Source organism: Demequina lignilytica (genome assembly GCF_030418375.1).
Taxonomy (GTDB): domain Bacteria; phylum Actinomycetota; class Actinomycetes; order Actinomycetales; family Demequinaceae; genus Demequina; species Demequina lignilytica.
Window position 1 is genome coordinate 1 of sequence record NZ_JAUHPZ010000005.1, and the last position, 15,963, is coordinate 15,963.

General features: G+C 72.2%; 18 protein-coding genes, 3 tRNA genes and 1 pseudogene. 8 read left to right on the forward strand and 14 right to left on the reverse strand.

Going from position 1 to position 15,963, the window contains the following annotated elements; translation table 11 throughout:
- Window positions 1-4: 4 nt before the first annotated feature.
- A tRNA-Leu gene (locus QQX13_RS08715) sits at window positions 5-89 on the reverse strand.
- Window positions 90-143: 54 nt separating this feature from the next.
- Entirely contained in the window at window positions 144-614 is a 471-nt protein-coding gene (gene bcp / locus QQX13_RS08720; protein WP_301122119.1) for a thioredoxin-dependent thiol peroxidase, read from the reverse strand.
- 111 nt (window positions 615-725) lie between these two features.
- Here bcp and QQX13_RS08725 point away from each other — a divergent pair.
- A tRNA-Lys gene (locus QQX13_RS08725) sits at window positions 726-801 on the forward strand.
- Between the two features lie 61 nt (window positions 802-862).
- On the opposite strand, the gene QQX13_RS08730 is transcribed toward QQX13_RS08725, so the two are convergent.
- Both QQX13_RS08730 and QQX13_RS08735 read right to left on the reverse strand, forming a co-directional pair.
- Entirely contained in the window at window positions 863-1,537 is a 675-nt protein-coding gene (locus QQX13_RS08730; protein WP_301122121.1) for an SDR family NAD(P)-dependent oxidoreductase, read from the reverse strand.
- A 2-nt stretch (window positions 1,538-1,539) separates the two neighbouring features.
- Complete coding sequence (locus QQX13_RS08735) at window positions 1,540-2,943, reverse strand: DUF6421 family protein (RefSeq protein WP_301122117.1); 1,404 nt, start codon at window positions 2,941-2,943, stop codon at window positions 1,540-1,542.
- Between the two features lie 156 nt (window positions 2,944-3,099).
- On the opposite strand from QQX13_RS08735, the gene QQX13_RS08740 reads away from it, so the two are divergent.
- Window positions 3,100-3,555, forward strand: coding sequence for an Lrp/AsnC family transcriptional regulator (locus QQX13_RS08740; protein ID WP_301122115.1), 456 nt, complete (start codon window positions 3,100-3,102; stop codon window positions 3,553-3,555).
- 70 nt (window positions 3,556-3,625) lie between these two features.
- Complete coding sequence (locus tag QQX13_RS08745; RefSeq protein WP_301122113.1) at window positions 3,626-3,916, forward strand: hypothetical protein; 291 nt, start codon at window positions 3,626-3,628, stop codon at window positions 3,914-3,916.
- Between the two features lie 18 nt (window positions 3,917-3,934).
- Here QQX13_RS08745 and QQX13_RS08750 read toward each other — a convergent pair whose 3' ends face one another.
- From QQX13_RS08750 to QQX13_RS08760, 3 genes are all read right to left on the reverse strand, one after another.
- Complete coding sequence (locus QQX13_RS08750) at window positions 3,935-4,930, reverse strand: glycine betaine ABC transporter substrate-binding protein (RefSeq protein ID WP_301122111.1); 996 nt, start codon at window positions 4,928-4,930, stop codon at window positions 3,935-3,937.
- Between the two features lie 134 nt (window positions 4,931-5,064).
- A complete protein-coding gene (locus QQX13_RS08755) occupies window positions 5,065-5,796 on the reverse strand; it encodes an ABC transporter permease (protein ID WP_301122109.1) in 732 nt (243 codons plus the stop codon).
- Window positions 5,793-6,470 (reverse strand): ABC transporter permease, encoded by a 678-nt coding sequence (locus QQX13_RS08760; protein ID WP_301122107.1) that lies wholly within the window; start codon window positions 6,468-6,470, stop codon window positions 5,793-5,795. Before QQX13_RS08760 ends, QQX13_RS08755 begins: the two co-directional genes overlap by 4 nt.
- Before the next feature lie 61 nt (window positions 6,471-6,531).
- Between QQX13_RS08760 and QQX13_RS08765 the strand changes: the two are divergent.
- Window positions 6,532-7,257 (forward strand): annotated as a pseudogene (locus QQX13_RS08765) (ABC transporter ATP-binding protein); the annotation flags it as partial.
- Window positions 7,258-7,338: 81 nt separating this feature from the next.
- Here the strand turns inward: QQX13_RS08765 and QQX13_RS08770 are convergent.
- The gene (locus tag QQX13_RS08770) at window positions 7,339-8,004 is read right to left on the reverse strand and encodes a DUF4126 domain-containing protein (protein ID WP_301122105.1); all 666 of its coding nucleotides are present in this window, start codon (window positions 8,002-8,004) and stop codon (window positions 7,339-7,341) included.
- A 96-nt stretch (window positions 8,005-8,100) separates the two neighbouring features.
- Here QQX13_RS08770 and QQX13_RS08775 point away from each other — a divergent pair, with 96 nt between their 5' ends.
- Window positions 8,101-8,361, forward strand: a complete 261-nt coding sequence (locus QQX13_RS08775) for a GlsB/YeaQ/YmgE family stress response membrane protein (RefSeq protein ID WP_301122103.1) — start codon at window positions 8,101-8,103, stop codon at window positions 8,359-8,361.
- 55 nt (window positions 8,362-8,416) lie between these two features.
- Here QQX13_RS08775 and QQX13_RS08780 read toward each other — a convergent pair.
- Together QQX13_RS08780 and orn are read right to left on the reverse strand one after the other, a co-directional pair.
- Window positions 8,417-8,489: transfer RNA gene (locus QQX13_RS08780), tRNA-His, on the reverse strand.
- A gap of 43 nt (window positions 8,490-8,532) precedes the next feature.
- On the reverse strand, window positions 8,533-9,153 hold the full coding sequence (gene orn, locus QQX13_RS08785; RefSeq protein ID WP_301122100.1) for an oligoribonuclease: 621 nt from the start codon (window positions 9,151-9,153) through the stop codon (window positions 8,533-8,535).
- Between the two features lie 122 nt (window positions 9,154-9,275).
- Between orn and QQX13_RS08790 the strand changes: the two genes are divergently transcribed.
- From QQX13_RS08790 to QQX13_RS08800, 3 genes are read left to right on the forward strand one after another with little or no spacing between them, the layout of a single operon-like run.
- Window positions 9,276-9,632: a GntR family transcriptional regulator gene (locus QQX13_RS08790; RefSeq protein WP_301153121.1), complete on the forward strand. Its 357-nt coding sequence runs from the start codon at window positions 9,276-9,278 to the stop codon at window positions 9,630-9,632.
- Complete coding sequence (locus QQX13_RS08795; protein ID WP_301153123.1) at window positions 9,629-10,516, forward strand: ABC transporter ATP-binding protein; 888 nt, start codon at window positions 9,629-9,631, stop codon at window positions 10,514-10,516. The genes QQX13_RS08790 and QQX13_RS08795 overlap by 4 nt, the downstream gene beginning before the upstream one ends.
- On the forward strand, window positions 10,513-11,262 hold the full coding sequence (locus tag QQX13_RS08800) for an ABC transporter permease (RefSeq protein WP_301153125.1): 750 nt from the start codon (window positions 10,513-10,515) through the stop codon (window positions 11,260-11,262). Before QQX13_RS08795 ends, QQX13_RS08800 begins: the two co-directional genes overlap by 4 nt.
- An 11-nt stretch (window positions 11,263-11,273) precedes the next feature.
- Here the strand turns inward: QQX13_RS08800 and QQX13_RS08805 are convergent, their stop codons facing one another.
- From QQX13_RS08805 to QQX13_RS08820, 4 genes are all read right to left on the reverse strand, one after another.
- The gene (locus QQX13_RS08805; RefSeq protein WP_301153126.1) at window positions 11,274-13,268 is read right to left on the reverse strand and encodes an acyltransferase family protein; all 1,995 of its coding nucleotides are present in this window, start codon (window positions 13,266-13,268) and stop codon (window positions 11,274-11,276) included.
- Window positions 13,269-13,339: 71 nt separating this feature from the next.
- Window positions 13,340-14,446 (reverse strand): NADH:flavin oxidoreductase/NADH oxidase, encoded by a 1,107-nt coding sequence (locus QQX13_RS08810; RefSeq protein WP_301153127.1) that lies wholly within the window; start codon window positions 14,444-14,446, stop codon window positions 13,340-13,342.
- Window positions 14,447-14,544: 98 nt separating this feature from the next.
- Window positions 14,545-15,150 (reverse strand): TetR/AcrR family transcriptional regulator, encoded by a 606-nt coding sequence (locus QQX13_RS08815; protein ID WP_301122088.1) that lies wholly within the window; start codon window positions 15,148-15,150, stop codon window positions 14,545-14,547.
- Between the two features lie 9 nt (window positions 15,151-15,159).
- On the reverse strand, window positions 15,160-15,909 hold the full coding sequence (locus tag QQX13_RS08820) for a TetR/AcrR family transcriptional regulator (RefSeq protein ID WP_301153128.1): 750 nt from the start codon (window positions 15,907-15,909) through the stop codon (window positions 15,160-15,162).
- Window positions 15,910-15,963: the final 54 nt, after the last annotated feature.

A 15,963-nucleotide genomic window follows, 5' to 3' on the forward strand; every position in this document is an offset into this window, starting at 1 on the left:
CCGGTGGTGCGCGAGGGGGGACTTGAACCCCCACGCCCGAGGGCACTGGAACCTAAATCCAGCGCGTCTGCCAATTCCGCCACTCGCGCGCGGCACCCAGGATACGGGGCGGCCGGCGGGACGATGCGCGGGCGGCCGCTGCGTCAGTCGAGACCGAGGTCGCGGCGCAGCTTGGCGACGTGGCCGGTGGCCTTGACGTTGTACTGGGCGACGGCGACCTTGCCCTCCTCGTCGAGCACGACGGTCGAGCGGATCGAGCCCTCGACCTCCTTGCCGTACAGCTTCTTCATGCCCCAGGCGCCGTAGGCCTCCTGGATCGCGCGGTCCTCGTCGGAGACCAGCGTGAAGGTGAGGCCCTCCTGCTCGCGGAACTGTGCGAGCTTCGCGGGCGAGTCCTTCGAGATGCCGACGACCTCGTAACCGGAGGCGTGCAGGACGTCCAGCGAGTCGCGGAAGTCGCACGCCTGCGTGGTGCAGCCGGGCGTCATCGCGGCGGGGTAGAAGTACAGGATCACCTTCGTGCCGCGGAGGTCTGCGAGCGTGAAGGTCGCGTCGTCGGTGGGGGCGGTGAAGTCCGGGGCGGTGTCGCCCACGCTCAGTCGGTTCTCGCTCATGATGACAACCTAACGCGCGAGCCCGACGAGGCCATTCCCGGGACGTTCGTCGTTTTTGAAGTTCGCCCGCGGCCTGCTAAAGTTGTCTCTCGCACCGCGTTGCGGAGCGATGCACCTCTAGCTCAATTGGCAGAGCAACTGACTCTTAATCAGTGGGTTCTGGGTTCGAGTCCCAGGGGGTGTACCAGACACGAAGGCCCGGTCCGCGAGGACCGGGCCTTCGGCGTTCCGCGGGAGGCTCGGCAGGGTCAGTCGACGTCGTCGCGAAGCTCGATCACGGCCCCGTCGACCGCCGCCGCATCCGCGTCCCACAGGTCCACGAAGGCGTCCGCCAGCGCACTCTCCAGTCCGGCGAGGCTGGCGACGCGGAAGATCACCGCCGCCGCGCGCTGGGGCTCCCCGGCGTCGCGCGCGGCCTTCCGGTAGCCCTGCCCGACCGCGCGCACCCACGCCTCGCTCGCCGCCTTGACGGCGGCGTAGTTCGCGCCGCCGGCAGCCGGGTGATCGACCGTCGTCGACGAGACGATGGCGAGGCGACCGGCGGGGGAGCGCCTCAGGTCCTCGTCGAAGGCGCGCGAGACGTGACGCAGCGCGGTGAAGGAGGCCTCGAGCACGCGGTAGTCCGCCTCCGTCTGGCCGGCGATCCCGCCGCCGCCGCGCCAGCCGCCCACCAGGTGCAGCACGCCGTCGACGGCGATGCCATCCGCGTGGAGCCGCGACGCGAGGGCGGAGACCTCGACCTCGTCCACCAGGTCGACCGCCTCGATGCGGGCTCCCATCGCGGCGAGCGGGGCGAGCCGATCCCGATCGCGTCCGGTGGCGACCACCGTGGCGCCGGCGGCGACCAGCGCCCCGACCGCGGCGACGCCCGCGGCGCTGGTCGCACCGCCGATCAGCACCGTGCGCTCGGCCGCACCGCGCATCGTCACGCCGCGTCCGCGCGGATGCCCGCCGTGGACTCGATCACGGGCCGCATCTTCCGGTCGAGCGCCTCGAAGAACATCGACAGGGGGAACTCGTCGTCCAGCACCAGGTCGGTCATGCCCTTCGGCGGGCCGGCGAGCACCTCGCGCGGCAGGCCGGCCGCCCAGGCCGAGGCGGGATGCGGGGCGAGCACTCCGGCGATCAGTTCGTAGGCCTTGAGCCAGTGCACGGTCTTGGGGCGGTCGATCGACTCCCAGTAGAGCGCGTTGATCGCGTCGCTCAGCGCCACCACGGCGTCGGGGACGGCGTCCCAGTCGATGCTCAGCTCGACGTCGCGCCACTCGAGCACGTGCCGCTGGTGCAGCCAGGCGAAGAGGAGCTGGCCGCCGAGCCCGTCGTAGTTCCGCACGCGCGTGCCGGTGATGGGGAAGCGGAAGATGCGGTCGAAGAGGATCGCCTGCTGGACCAGCGCCGCATGCCTGCGGGTGTCGGTCTCCGTCCCGGTGAGCTCCTCGCCCGCGGCGGTGCGGGCGTCGAGCGCGCGCTGGATCGCGACCGCCTCGCGGAACGCGGTGAGGTCGCAGCGGAGCTCCTCGAGCGTGTACAGGAAGAAAGGCATGCGCTGCTTGATCATGAACGGGTCGAACGGCAGGTCGCCGCGCATGTGGGTGCGGTCGTGGATCAGGTCCCACATGACGAAGGTGCGCTCCGCCAGGCCCTGGTCGGCCAGCATCTCCGCGGTCTCGACGGGAAGATCGAGCCGGGTCAGCTCGGCGGCCGCCGCGACCACGCGCCGGTAGCGCGCCGCCTCGCGGTCCTGGAAGATCGCGCCCCAGGTGAACGTGGGGATCTCCCGCATCGCCACGGTCTCCGGGAACAGCACGGCCGAGTTGGTGTCGTATCCCGCGGTGAAGTCGATCAGGCGCAGCGAGACGAACAGCGCGTTCCCGTAGTCGCCGGCCTCGAGCTCGGCGACGAACTCCGGCCAGATCGCCTCAGCCAGCAGCGCCTCCACGTGGCGGTCCCGCGAGCCGTTCTGCGTGTACATCGGGAACACCACCAGGTGACGGAGCCCGTCGACCCGACGGCGCTGCGGCTGGAACGCCACCAGGGAGTCGAGGAAGTCGGGCTCGCCGAAGCCGCCGTCGGCCCAGCGCTCGAAGTCGCCCGGGAGCGCCGCGAGGTAGTCGGCGTCATGGGGGAAGAGCGGCGCGAGCTCGCGGATCGCGCTGACGATGGTGTCGACCAGTCCCCGGGCGGAGCCGTGCGCCGCGGACTCGGGGATCGATCCGTCGCGCGCCTGCAGCGGCTGCAGGGCCGTCACGGCCTCCTTGAGGCGGCGCCAGGCGGCGCTGGACTCGACGGTGCGCACGTCCAGGTGGGCGGGGGTGACGGAGACGGTCATGGGGGACTCCCTCTGAGTGCGGAAGCGGAAGAATTCCGGTGAAAACGTGTCTCTACGGGAAGCATTTCATCCAGAAGTGTCGCGGTCAAGGATTCCTCCGCCCGCCGGCCGCCGTGCCGCCGGGCCCACCGGGCGGGATGCGGTAGCGTCCGTGTCATGCAGGATCCCGTCGACGCCCGCCTGGTCGCGGCCGTCTCCCACGACGCCCGCGCCACCCTCGCGCAGCTCGCCTCCGAGGTCGGGCTGTCGACCTCCGCCGTGCAGGCGCGGCTGCGCCGGCTCGAGGCGGACGGGGTGATCGCCGGCTACCGCGCGCTCGTCGACCCCGAGGCCGCGGGGCGACCGCTCTCGGCGTTCATCGAGCTCACGCCCCTCGACCCGGAGCAGGCGGACGACGTCCCGGCGCTGGTCGAGCACCTCACGGCGGTCGAGGCCTGCCATTCGATCGCCGGCGACGCGAGCTACATGCTGTTCGTGCGGGTCGGGACGCCGCGCGACCTCGAGTCCCTCATCAGCGAGATCCGGCGTGCGGTGCGGGTGACCACGCGCACCACCGTGGTGCTCCAGACGTTCTACGAGAACCGGCCGCTCCTGCCCGCCGACCCCCGTTGACCCGAGCGCCCTTCGGGTGTGCACTGGAGGGGCGGGCGACGGGGCCCGCCGCCTTCGGGGGAGGGCCGTCATGATCATCCCGGCGCTGGTGATCGGCTTCATCATGAGCCTCGCGAGGGCGCGCTGGTGGGGGATCCTGCTGGTGGGAGCGTTGTTCGCGGCCGAGCTCGCCTTCACCACCGACAACGCCTGGTACACGCTTCCCGCCAGCGCCGCGCTCGCGGCCGTGAACGCCGCCGTCGGCTGGGGCCTGGGCTGGCTGATCGTGCGGGGCATCACGGCGCTGTGGCGCCTCGCTCGTGGCACCGCATCGTCCCGACACGACGACGGCCCGCTCCCGAGGGAGCAGGCCGCCGCGTGATCGAGGGCGTCGGGGTGGTCAGCCCAGCGCGCCGTCGGAGCTGAACACGAGGCCGACCATGACCTGACCCTGCTGGATCGCGGTCTTGGTCAGCGGGCCGCCCGGGTCGAGCGACTCGAACTGCGCGACCTCGATGCCGTACTGCTCCTCGAGGCCGATCTGGCAGAACGGGCGCTCCGGGCACTCCGGCGGTCCGCCCAGCGAGATGGTGCCGCAGGTCTCGGCGAGCTCGCTCAGCGACGTCACGCCGTACTCGTCGGAGAAGGCGGTGGTCACCGCGAACGCGTTCTGGTCCTGCGCGGCCGAGGCCTCGCCGAACACCAGGCCGGCGGCGGTCGCCAGCGGCTCGAGGGCGGCGACGGTCGCGTCGATGTCGCCCGACGCCACGGCCGCGGCCTCCGCGCCGTTCTGGTCGCGGTTGAGGTACTCGGTCACCGTGGCGGCGTACTCCGGCACCACCTGGATCTCCCCGGACTGGAGCGCCGGGAGGTAGGTCTCGCGGTTGCCGATGGTGCGGACCTCGGTGTCGAAGCCGGCATCGGCCAGCACGGCCGCGTAGATCTCCGCGACGGTGATGTTCTCCGAGAAGTTCGCGGCGCCCACCACGATCGAGCCGGAACCCGTCGCGGGCGCGGCGATGCCGTTGTCCGCGACGTAGGCCGCGGCGGCCTCCGCCGAGGTCTGGCGGTCGATGTCGACCGCCTTGTTGAGCTGGATCAGGTCGTCCGTGGTGAGGACGGCCGAGACGGCGTCGAGCGCCCCGAGCACTTCGTCCGAGGCGGCGTCGGCGTTCACCGCCGGGATCAGGTTGTCGGAGTTCTGCAGCATCTTGTCGTCATCGAGCACCATGAAGGTGTCGCCGGGGACGGGCTGGCACTCCTGCGCCATCGACTCGCCTCCCGCCGTGCTCGACGTCGAGCCCGCGGGCTCGGGGGAGTCGGATCCGCTCGAGCATCCCGCCAGCACGAGCGTCGCGGCCGTGGCCGCGGCGAGCATTCCGGTTCGGATTCGCATGTCACTCCTTCGGGTCGGTGCGTCGGGCAACCCCGCCGGACGGCGGTCTGTTCCCGTCGGGTCGGTTTCCAGGGTATTCACGCTTCGGCGCGGTCGCCCGGGCGGACGGGTGAACGATGCGGGATCGTGACCGGTCAGGCGGCGGCCGTCGCGCGGTTCCGCAGCGGCGCGGGGGTCGCGCGGCGCTCGAGGCGCGCCATCAGCGCGTCGATCCCGAGGCACAGCGCCGCGACCAGCAGGCCCCCGGCGAGCACCTGGCCGTAGCGCTGGGTCGCCAGGCCCGTGTTGATGATCACGCCGAGCCCGCCTCCCGCGACCAGGGCGGCCAGCGGCACGGTCGCGACCGTCTGCGTGGTGGAGGTCCGCATCCCCGCGGCGAGCAGCGGCACCGCCAGGGGCAGCTCGACGCGCAGCGCGACCTGCCAGCGCGTCATGCCCTGGCCGAAGGCGGCCTCGCGCACGTCCCGGTCCACCCCGGACATGCCGGTGTAGGCGTTGGTGAGGATCGGGGGGAACGCGAAGATCGCCGCGGCGATGATGACCGCACGGTTGCCGAAGCCGATCGCTGACGCCGCGAACAGCGTGAGCAGCGCCAGCGTGGGCATCGCACGGGACACGTTCGAGATGACGGTCGCGACGCCGCCCCCGCGCCCGAGGTGGCCGAGCCACAGCCCGAGCGGCAGCGCGATCGCGGCGGCGATGGTGACGGCCGCGAACGACATCCACAGGTGCTCGAGGGTGAGCGCGATGATCGAGTCGCGCTGGAAGCGCAGCGACCCGTCGAAGTTGGTGCCGAAGATCCCGTTCGCGCCCGTCCACGACTCGGCGGTGGTGAGGTAGTCCCAGGCGTCGGACACGGTGCTCACGCCGCGGCCCTCCGTCCCCGGGCCCGGCGGCCGCTGCGCGCCCACGGCATCGCCCAGCGCGCCAGCAGCACGATCGCGAGGTCCATCACCAGCGCGAGCGCCAGGCACAGGAGCGTGGCCGTCATGATCTGCGCGTGATAGTTGGACTGGAGTCCGCGGAACATGAGCTGGCCCAGGCCGCCGTAGCCCACCACGACGCCCACCGTCACCAGGGCGACGGTCGTGACGGCCGCGATGCGCAGCCCCGCGACGATGCTGGGCAGCGCGTTGGGCAGCTCGACCGTGAGGAGCAGCCGAGTGCGGGAGTACCCCTGGCCCCGCGCGGCGTCGACCACGTCGGGGTCCACGCCCTCGAGGCCCACGATCATGTTGCGGACCAGCACCAGCAGCGCGTAGATCACCAGCCCGATGAGCACCGTGGTGCGGCCGATGCCGGTGTAGGGGGCGAGCAGCGCGAACAGGGCGAGCGAGGGCACCGTGTACAGGACGCCCGCGGTCCCCAGGATCGGTCCGGCGAGGCGAGGCACCCGGCGCGCGAGCACGGCGAGCGGGAACGCCACCGCGATCGCGATGGCCAGCGCCTGCACCGTGAGCGAGGCGTGGATCACCAGGTGCTCCCAGACCTCGTCCCCGCTGCGCCTGAGGTAGTCGAGCGACAGCCAGGGATTGTCCACCCCCCGACCGTACAGGGTCATGCCTGGACCCGGCAGGGGTGGGGCGCGCTACGGTGGCGGGATGGAGTCCACCGGCATCGTCCTCGAGTCCGTGCGCAAGGAGTACCCCGACGGCACCGTCGCGGTCGACTCGCTCGACCTGGAGGTGCACGGTGGCGAGGTGCTCGCGCTGGTGGGTCCGTCGGGCTGCGGCAAGTCGACCACCCTGCGGATGATCAACCGGCTCATCGAGCCGTCCGCGGGCCGGATCCTGCTCGGCGGCGACGATGTGCTCACCCGCGACCCGGTCGAGCTGCGCCGCGGGATCGGCTACGTCATCCAGCACGTCGGGCTGTTCCCGCACCGCACGGTGGCGCAGAACGTCGCGACCGTGCCGCGGCTGCTGAAGTGGGACCGCGCGCGGACGAGCGAGCGGGTCGCGGAGCTGCTCGACCTGGTGGGCCTTCCCGAGTCCGACTACGGCCGGCGCTACCCGCACGAGCTGTCCGGCGGCGAGCGCCAGCGCGTCGGCGTCGCCCGCGCCCTCGCGGTGCGCCCGCCCGTGCTGCTCATGGATGAGCCCTTCGGGGCGGTCGACCCGCAGGGCCGCCGGCGGCTGCAGCGCGAGTTCCAGGCGCTTCAGCGCGACCTGGGGACCACGGTGGTGATGGTGACCCACGACATGCGCGAGGCCGTCCTGCTCGCCGACCGCATCGCGGTGCTGTCGCGCGGCGGCGTGCTCGAGCAGCTCGGCACGCCCGACCAGGTCACCGGCTCGCCCGCGAACGACTTCGTCGCGGACTTCCTCGCCGACTTCGGCGAGGAGCGCGCGGCCTGAGCCTCAGCATCGTCCCTCAGTGGCGGGACGATGCGCGGGCGGCCGGGGCGGTCATCGCCAGCGGCCGCGCCACCATGGCGTCTTGATGCCGGCGGCGGCCCGTTCCTCGCGCTCGGCTCGCTCCTCGGCCTCGAGCATCGCGCGGCGGCGGCGGCGCCGCCTGCCCGTGGTCACCACGCGGTAGAACACCGCCGCCATCGCGATGAGCACGACGATCACCAGGACCGGCACGAAGATGGCGATGAGGCTCAGTGCGACCGACGTGGCATCCTCCGCGAAGGACGCCACGGGGGCGCCCGTGCCGGCGGTGGCGGCGTTCACCGCGGGCCGGGAGGCGGACTTCGCCGCGTGGACACCGGCGGCGACGATCGCTCCGACGATCCCCGCGATCAGCGGGTTGTCCTGCCAGAAGTTCGACTCGTCGATCACCTGCGCCGCCGCGGTGGCGGCGAAGATCACGCCGCCGACGAGCGGGCGGATGAGCGACTGGAGAAGATCGTTGATGTGGTCGACACCGGGGATCTTGTCGAGCACCAGCTCGGTTGCGAGCAGCAGCAGGCCGATGATGATGGCGGGCCAGGACTCGAGCCAGGCGAGGTTCTCGGGCAGCACGATGAAGTCGGTGAAGCGCGCGAACAGACCCACCATCACCAGCGGGATGAACGCGTTGAGGCCCGCCGCGGCGGACAGCCCCGCTCCCGTGAGCGCTGCGAACATCGAAACCTCCTCCGGCGCCGCCGAGCGGCGGCGCGCACTCAAGGATAGTGTGCGAGAGCCGGCGCCCGTCCGGCGCCAAGGGAGAGGGAGGCAGGCATGGATTGGTTGTGGACCATCCTCGGAGGACTGCTGATCGGGGTGCTCGCGCGCATCTTCGTGCGAGGCCGGCAGAACTTCGGGATCATCGTCACGATCCTGTTGGGGATAGGTGGCGCGGCCATCGGCCATTGGCTCTGGTACACGGTGCTGAACCGGGAGGACACCGCCGGCATCAACTGGATCCAGCTGTTCATGAGCATCGCCGCCGCGGCGATCCTGATCGGCATCTGGGGAGCGATCTTCTCGAAGAAGCGCTGACTCCCGCGGACACGACGAAGGCCCCGGCTCGATCGAGCCGGGGCCTTCGCATCCGGGTGGCTAACGGGACTTGAACCCGCGGCCCTCGCGACCACAACGCGATGCTCTACCAACTGAGCTATAGCCACCATCGTCCCCGCTCACGCGCGGACCAGAAGTAGTGTAGCGGACCTACGCGTCGACGGAGGACGCCTCCGACCCGGTGACGGACGCCGCGGCGGCCTTCGCCTGGTCCGAGTCGGGGCCCGGCAGCGGGACCAGCACCGTCTCGCGGTAGTAGCGGAGCTCGGTGATCGAGTCGCGGATGTCGCCGAGCGCGCGGTGACCTCCGGTCTTCGCCGGGGCGTTGAAGAACACGCGCGGGTACCAGCGGCGGACCAGCTCCTTGAGGGAGCTCACGTCGACCACGCGATAGTGCAGGTGGCCGATCAGCTCGGGCATGTCCCGCTCGAGGAAGAGCCGGTCCATGCCGACGGTGTTGCCCGCCAGGTGCGCCTTGCCCGCGGTCGGGACGTGCGCGCGGATGTAGGCGAGCACGCGCTCCTGGGCGTCCGCCATGGTGGTGCCGTGCTCGAGCTCGGGCAGCAGGCCCGACGTGACGTGCATCTCGCGCACGAAGTCGCTCATGCCGGCGACGGCCTCGGGCGAGGGCGCGATCACCACGGAGACGCCGTCGCCGAGCACGTTGAGCTCGGCGTCGGTGACCAGGCATGCGACCTCGATCAGGGCGTCGGTGCCGACGTCGAGCCCCGTCATCTCGCAGTCGATCCAGACGAGGGGGGTGTCGCTCATGCGGTCCACTCTAACCGGGTGCGCTGGCACCGGGTGCGACCGGTGAGGCGTCCGCTTGACAGCCGGGTCCGCACATGATTGGTTAGTTAGTGAACTAACCAACCAGGTGACCGGAGGTGGGCGTGGACGACGGGCGGCCGATCTTCCAGCAGATCGCCTCCACGCTGGAGGCCCGGATCATCGACGGCTCGATGCCCGAGGAGACCCAGGTGCCCTCGATCAACGAGCTCGCGGCGTTCCACCGCATCAACCCGGCGACCGCGCTCAAAGGGGTCACCCTGCTGGTCGACGCGGGGGTGCTCTACAAGCGGCGGGGCATCGGGATGTTCGTCGCCGCGGGTGCCCGCGACCGGCTCCTCAGCGAGCGTCGCGAGGCGTTCCGGGACACGTACGTCAGGCCGCTGCTCGAGCAGGCCGCCGCCCTGGGACTCGACTCCGCCCAGCTCGCGGAGATGATCAGGAAGGAGGCGGACGCATGACCGCCATCATCGAGACCGAGGGTCTCACCCGCCGGTACGGCGACGTGCACGCGGTCGAGGACGTCACGCTCCGGGTCGAGGAGGGCAGCGTGTGCGGCCTGCTCGGCCGCAACGGCGCCGGCAAGACCACGCTGCTCCAGCTCCTCACGGGACAGGAGTTCGCCACCTCGGGCGAGGCGCGGCTGTTCGGCGAGCGCTCGCTCGAGAACCCCCGGGTGCTGGGGCGCACCTGCCTGGTCAAGGAGTCGCAGTCGTACCCCGACAACGTCCGCGGTCACCACGTGCTGAGGGCCGCCTCCTGGAGCTACGCGCACTGGGATCAGGACTACGCGATCCGCCTGGCCGACGATCTGCGCGTCCCTCTCGGCCGCCGCGTCAAGAAGATGTCCCGCGGCCAGCGATCGGCCGTCGGCGCGATCGTCGGACTCGCCTCGCGCGCCGAGCTCACGCTGTTCGACGAGCCCTACGCCGGGCTCGACGCCGTCGCCCGCCAGGTGTTCTACGACGCGCTGCTGGCGGACCTCGCCGAGCACCCTCGCACGGTCGTGATGTCGACGCACCTGATCGATGAGGCGTCACCCCTGCTCGATCGCGTGGTCGTGATCGACGAGGGCAGGATCGTGATCGACGCCGAGGCGGACGCCCTGCGGGGAACCGCGGTCACCGTCGTGGGCCGTGCCCAGGACGTCGACGCGTTCGTCTCGGGCCGCGACGTCCTCCGGCGGGACCGCATCGGCGGAATCTCCTCGGCCACGGTCGCCGATGTCGATCATGCGGCGCGCGCCGCCGCGACGGCCGCGGGCCTGGAGCTCGCGCCGGTCTCGCTGCAGGAGCTGGTGGTCGCCCGCACGGGCGGTGCACGCGGAAGGAAGGACCCCTCATGACCGCCATCGCTCCCGTCCCGCCGGGCCGGCGCATCCTCAACGGCGCGCGCGTGCACGCCGCGAACCCGTTCACGACGCTCGGGCTGCCGTGGCTCATCCTCGCGGCCGTGTTCGCGCTCACCTACGCGATCTGGCGCATCATCGCATGGGCTGCGTCGTCGGGCGGCGGCCTCGACGACGACGCGTTCCGCTACGCGGGCGGCGTGAGCTGGATCATCTTCTACATGATCGCCGTCGCGGCGCAGGCCATGAACCAGACCTTCCGGTTCGCGGTCGGGCTGTCGCAGACCCGCCGCGACTACTTCCTTGGCACGGCCGCCTACTTCGGGGGCATGGCGCTGATCTATGGCGCGGGCATCACCGTGCTCGCGGCGGTCGAGCGGGCCACCGGAGGGTGGGGGATGGGAGGTGCCTTCTTCGCCCCGGCATTCCTCTACGACGCGCCGCTGTGGGTGGTGATGTGGTCGTTCGTGGGGCTGATGCTGCTCATGCTGTTCTTCGGCGCGGTCGCGGGCGCGATCTTCCTCCGGTGGCGCGCGACGGGCCTGGTGACGCTCCTGCTCGCCCTCGCGGCGGCGATCGTCGGCGCGGTCTTCCTGATCACCTGGGCCGATGCTTGGGGGACGGTGGGGGAGCTCCTCGGCGGCACGTCGGTCGCCGCGCTCGTCGCGTGGACGCTGCCGGTCACTGCCCTCCTCGGCGGGCTTGCGTTCCTGCTGCTGCGGCGGGCCGCCGTCCGCGCCTGAGGGGCGGCGGCTCAGCCCGCTGCCGAGCCGACCAGGCAGCCGGTCGACGGCTGGCCGCCGCGAGGGAAGGCGACCGCGAGGGCGTCAGCGATGCGGGCGCCGCGCTCGCGGTACCCCGCGGTGGTGAAGTGGATCCCGTCGGACAGGAACCAGGCGTCCTTCACCTCGGACCGCCAGTCGTAGACGCGGATGTTGGGCCACCGGTCGCAGGCGTCGGCGAGGGCGGCGTTCCACTTCTTCATCTCGGCGTCCCGGTACGGGCCCTGAGTCCGCAGCGTCGTGACCGTGAGCCACAGCACCGGCTCCTCGGTGCCGATGGTCGACATGATGGTGTCGATGCGCTCGTCGAGGGGGTGGACGCCGCCGACGTACTGGTTGGCGACCTCGTTGGTGCCCTGCGCGATCACCCAGCATCCGTCGTATCCGGCATCGACCTGCGCGGCGACGGCCTCGCGGGCGTTCGGCTGGCCGTTGACGCGCTCGACGATCGACCGTGCGCCCGAGATGTCGGTGCGGACGTCCTCGATGCCGACGCGCTTGTACTGGGCGACGATCTGCTCCTCGACGGGGAGCACCTGATCGCTGGTGAGCCCGACGGACGTGGAGTCGCCCACGTGGACCACGGAGGCGCAGGACGTCTTCCCGGCCACCAGGGTCGCGGTCGGCGACGGCTCTGGGGTGGCGAACGGGGACGATGCGGGGGTGGGCGTCGGGGTGGACGATGCGGTGGACGGCGGCGAGGCGGCCACGGTGGACGGGGTGGCCGACGGCGGGACGGCGGCCTCTGCGCGACGGTCATGGACGGTCGCAGCCCCCGCGATCGACCCGGCGCCGACGGCGATGACCAGGGCGACGCCCAGGAGCACGGGGGCGGGACGCCGTACGTGCGAGGCGCGCTGCTGGGACCGGCGTGGGAGCAGCGCCCGCCGGAGCCCGTGGCGCCTGATCGGGTCCTCGACCATGGCCCAGCTGAGCGCGGCGATCGCGACGGTCATCGCGAGCGCGACCAGGCTCCGGTAGAGCGGGTGCTCCTCGAGGAACCCCGCGGGGAGGAGAGCGATCACCGGGAGGTGCCAGAGGTAGATCCCGTACGAGCGCTCGCCGACCCACCGCAGCGGCGCGACGCCGAGGACGCGGCTCATCGCCGTCGCCGGGTGCGCGACGGAGGCCACCACGGCGAGCGTCGCGAGCGACAGCGCGACGAAGCCCCAGCGGTACAGGGCGATCGAGTAGTCGTCCATGGTCGCCATCAGCGCCACCACGGCGGCGAGACCGACCATCCCGAGCGGCGTGAGGAGGCGGGGCGCGGGCCCGCCGGGATCGACCCGGCGCCGCGCCCAGGCCAGCGCGAGGACGGCGCCGACCAGCAGGCCCCCGGCGCGGGTGTCGGTGCCCTCGTACGCACGCGTGTTGTCGAAGCCCGGCGTGGCGACGGTCGCCATCAGCCAGAAGCTGCCGGCGGCGAGCAGCGCCGTGATCACCGCGGCGGCCTTCCGGTTGCCGCGGACGAGCGCGAGGATGCCGATCAGCAGCAGAGGCCAGAGCAGGTAGAACTGCTCCTCGACCGCCAGGGACCACAGGTGGTCGAGCGGCGCCGGGGGAGAGAAGCGGTCGAAGTAGGAGTCTCCCTGGACGATGTCGGTCCAGTTGTTGACGTACAGCACGGCCGCGAGCGACTCCCGGAGCTCCCGCGGGAGGTCGTCGGGGTGGACGATCGCAGTCGCGACGAGCACGGCCGCGAGCATCACGGCCAGGGCGGGCAGGAGCCGCCGTGCGCGGCGCAGCCAGAAGTCCTTGAGGTCGATCCGTCCGTGGCGCTCGACCGCGGTCAGCAGCAGGCTGGTGATCAGGAAGCCGGACAGCGTGAAGAAGACGCCGACGCCGAGGAGCCCGCCCGGCAGCCACGGGGCGCCCAGGTGGTAGGCGAGCACCGCCACCACCGCGACCGCGCGCAGGCCGTCGAGGCCGGGCAGGTAGTCGCGGGAGGCGCCGACAGGACGGGGCACGGTCACTTCCTCGGGTCCGGGGACTCAAGTATGCCGTGTCCGGGCGATTGCTCGCGCCGAGCCGCGCGACCTCAGTCCTCGGCGCTGGTGACCTCCGGCCGGGAGCGGAACCCGGCGCGCGTGTACTGCGGCGGCCAGTAGTCGATGGTCTCCCCGAGCTCGTGCGCCGCCCGCAGCGGGAAGTGCGGATCACGCATGAACTCGCGTCCCGCGAAGACCGCGTCGGCGCGCCCCGATGCAACCAGCTCGTCGGCCTGGCGGGCATCGACGATCAGCCCGACGGCCGCAGCGGCGATCCCGCCGCGGTCACGCACGGCGGCCGCGTGCGGCACCTGGTAGCCGGGCCCGACCGGGATCTCGGCGGGCACGAGGCCGCCCGTCGAGGTGTCGACCAGGTCGGCGCCCGCCTCGCGCAGCCATCGCGCGACCGTCACCGAGTCGTCGAGCGTCCAGCCCTCGGGCTCCTTCCAGTCGGTGGCGGAGATGCGCACCAGCACCGGCACGCTCGGGCCGGCGACCTCGCGGACGCGACGCACCACGTGCAGCAGCAGGCGGGCGCGCCCCACGAGCGCGCCTCCCCAGCGGTCGTCGCGGGTGTTGCTGAGGGGCGAGAGGAACTGGTGGAGCAGGTAGCCGTGCGCGGCATGCACCTCGAGCACGTCGAAGCCGGCGTCGAGCGAGCGTCGCGCGGCCGCGCCGAAGGCGTCGACCACCTCGAGGATCTGCTCGTCCGTGAGGGCCACGGGCGGCTCGTAGCCGGGGAACGCGATGGCGGACGGCGCGACGGTGGTCCAGCCGCCCTCCGCGGCGGGCACGCTGCCGGTGCCGCTCCACTCGCGGTAGGTCGAGGCCTTGCGGCCGGCGTGGGCGAGCTGGATCGCCGCGAGCGCCCCCTGGCCGTGGATGAAGGCGACGATGCGCGCCCAGGCGTCGCGTTGCTCGTCGTTCCAGATCCCGGTGTCCCACGGAGAGATGCGCCCGTCGGCCGTCACCGCCGTCGCCTCGCTCATGACCAGGCCGGCCCCGCCGCGCGCGAAGGACCCCAGGTGGACCAGGTGCCAGTCGTCCGGCACGCCGTCCTGGCGCTCGCACGAGTACTGGCACAGGGGGCTGACCCAGAGCCGGTTGCGTGCGGTCGCACCGCGCAGGTCGATCGGGCTGAACAATGCGGACGGCATGGATCTCCTCGGGCTCGGGTGCGGACCCCGGCGTCGGGGGCCTCAGGTCGATCAGAACGCGCGGACGTCCCGGTCGATTCCTCGGCCGGGCGCGGTCCTCAGGGCGTCGGGGTGGCGAACCACTCGCGCGGGGTGGCGCCGACGATCACGTCGAGCGCGAGGTCCCGGTCGCGGGGCTCGGGTCCGGTGAGGAAGGCGCGGTAGCCGCCGACCACGCCGTGGCTCAGGTAGGCGGCCGCGATGCGCGCGCGGGCGCGCTCCGCGTCGTCCTTCGGCTCAGGGGCGCCGATCACCTGGCGGTACCGCTCGAGCGTGCCCTCGATGTGGTTCGCGAGCAGCAGCGCGAGCATCGAGCCGCGCCCCGCCTCGGTCTGGGAGAGCCCGGTCCGGTAGACGTCCGCGTGCGAGTCGATGTGATCCATGAGCAGCCCGGCGGTCTCGCGCCAGGCGCCCTCCACGTCGTCGAGGTGCGAGCTCACCGAGTCGAGGAACTCCTGGCGCACCTGGTCGAGCTCCGCGCCGAGCACCCGGGCGAGCAGCTCCTCGGGTCCGTTGGCGTGGTTGTAGAAGGTCGCGCGGGTCACGCCGGCGCGGCGCGCGATGTCGGTGACCGCGATGTCCTCGATCGGGGTCTCCGCGGCGAGCTCGAGCACCGCTCGGGCCAGGGCGTCGGCGCTCCGCGCGAAGCGAGGATCGGTGGTCACGGCGCCAGCCTAGTGGGACGTGGCCCGCGCCGGGGAGGGCCACCCCGCGAAGTGGCGCGACTCGACACCCTCGAGGAGCAGGTCGAGGGCGAACGCGAACTCCGCGTCGTCGTCGCAGCCCGGCCCGACGGCGCTCCCCGCCTCGTGCCTGGCCGACATCGCCGACTCGAGGACGCCGGGCCAGCGCTCGCGCATCGCCGCCATCGCCGCGGCGATCTCCGCGGGATCCGCGGGAGCCGGACCCGACGACGCCACCTCGGGGGTGAAGCCCCAGATCCGGCCGCCCAGCGCGTGCATCGCGTGATGGGTCAGAACCGGTCCCAGCCCGCCGCGCCGCAGGATCTGGATCATCGCCTCCATGTGGTCGAGCATCGCCGGCGTCGGCGCCGCGCGCGTCTCGAGCGCCCTCCACATCCACGGATGCCGCTGGAGGGCGGAGCGGGCGGCGAGGATGCGCGACCGCGCGACCGCGCGCCAGCTCTCCGGCCCGACCCCGGCGAGATCGGCGGCCGGAAGGGTCGCGAGCACCGTCTCGACCATGCCGTCGATCAGCGCCTCCTTGGACCGCACGTGCTTGTAGAGCGCCATGGGCACCACGTCGAGCAGCTCGGCGAGCGTCCGCATGCTCAGGGCGTCGAGCCCGTGGGTATCGGCATACCCGATCGCCTCGTCGAGCACGCGTGCCCGCGACAGCCGAGTGCGCGCGCCTCCGGTGGCCGTGGTCGCCATCGATCCTCCGCTCTTGACGGTGTACGCCATACACCCTACAGTCGTGGCTCGAAGGTGTACACCGTACACCTCGTGTCCGATCGG

What these genes read in the sequence shown, in the direction of transcription:
- bcp (WP_301122119.1), bottom strand. Translation starts at nt 614, where the DNA reads ATGAGCGAGAACCGACTGAGCGTGGGCGACACCGCCCCGGACTTCACC.
- QQX13_RS08730 (WP_301122121.1), bottom strand. Translation starts at nt 1,537, where the DNA reads ATGCGCGGTGCGGCCGAGCGCACGGTGCTGATCGGCGGTGCGACCAGC.
- QQX13_RS08735 (WP_301122117.1), bottom strand. Translation starts at nt 2,943, where the DNA reads ATGACCGTCTCCGTCACCCCCGCCCACCTGGACGTGCGCACCGTCGAG.
- QQX13_RS08740 (WP_301122115.1), top strand. Translation starts at nt 3,100, where the DNA reads ATGCAGGATCCCGTCGACGCCCGCCTGGTCGCGGCCGTCTCCCACGAC.
- QQX13_RS08745 (WP_301122113.1), top strand. Translation starts at nt 3,626, where the DNA reads ATGATCATCCCGGCGCTGGTGATCGGCTTCATCATGAGCCTCGCGAGG.
- QQX13_RS08750 (WP_301122111.1), bottom strand. Translation starts at nt 4,930, where the DNA reads ATGCGAATCCGAACCGGAATGCTCGCCGCGGCCACGGCCGCGACGCTC.
- QQX13_RS08770 (WP_301122105.1), bottom strand. Translation starts at nt 8,004, where the DNA reads ATGTTCGCAGCGCTCACGGGAGCGGGGCTGTCCGCCGCGGCGGGCCTC.
- QQX13_RS08775 (WP_301122103.1), top strand. Translation starts at nt 8,101, where the DNA reads ATGGATTGGTTGTGGACCATCCTCGGAGGACTGCTGATCGGGGTGCTC.
- orn (WP_301122100.1), bottom strand. Translation starts at nt 9,153, where the DNA reads ATGAGCGACACCCCCCTCGTCTGGATCGACTGCGAGATGACGGGGCTC.
- QQX13_RS08795 (WP_301153123.1), top strand. Translation starts at nt 9,629, where the DNA reads ATGACCGCCATCATCGAGACCGAGGGTCTCACCCGCCGGTACGGCGAC.
- QQX13_RS08800 (WP_301153125.1), top strand. Translation starts at nt 10,513, where the DNA reads ATGACCGCCATCGCTCCCGTCCCGCCGGGCCGGCGCATCCTCAACGGC.
- QQX13_RS08810 (WP_301153127.1), bottom strand. Translation starts at nt 14,446, where the DNA reads ATGCCGTCCGCATTGTTCAGCCCGATCGACCTGCGCGGTGCGACCGCA.
- QQX13_RS08820 (WP_301153128.1), bottom strand. Translation starts at nt 15,909, where the DNA reads ATGGCGTACACCGTCAAGAGCGGAGGATCGATGGCGACCACGGCCACC.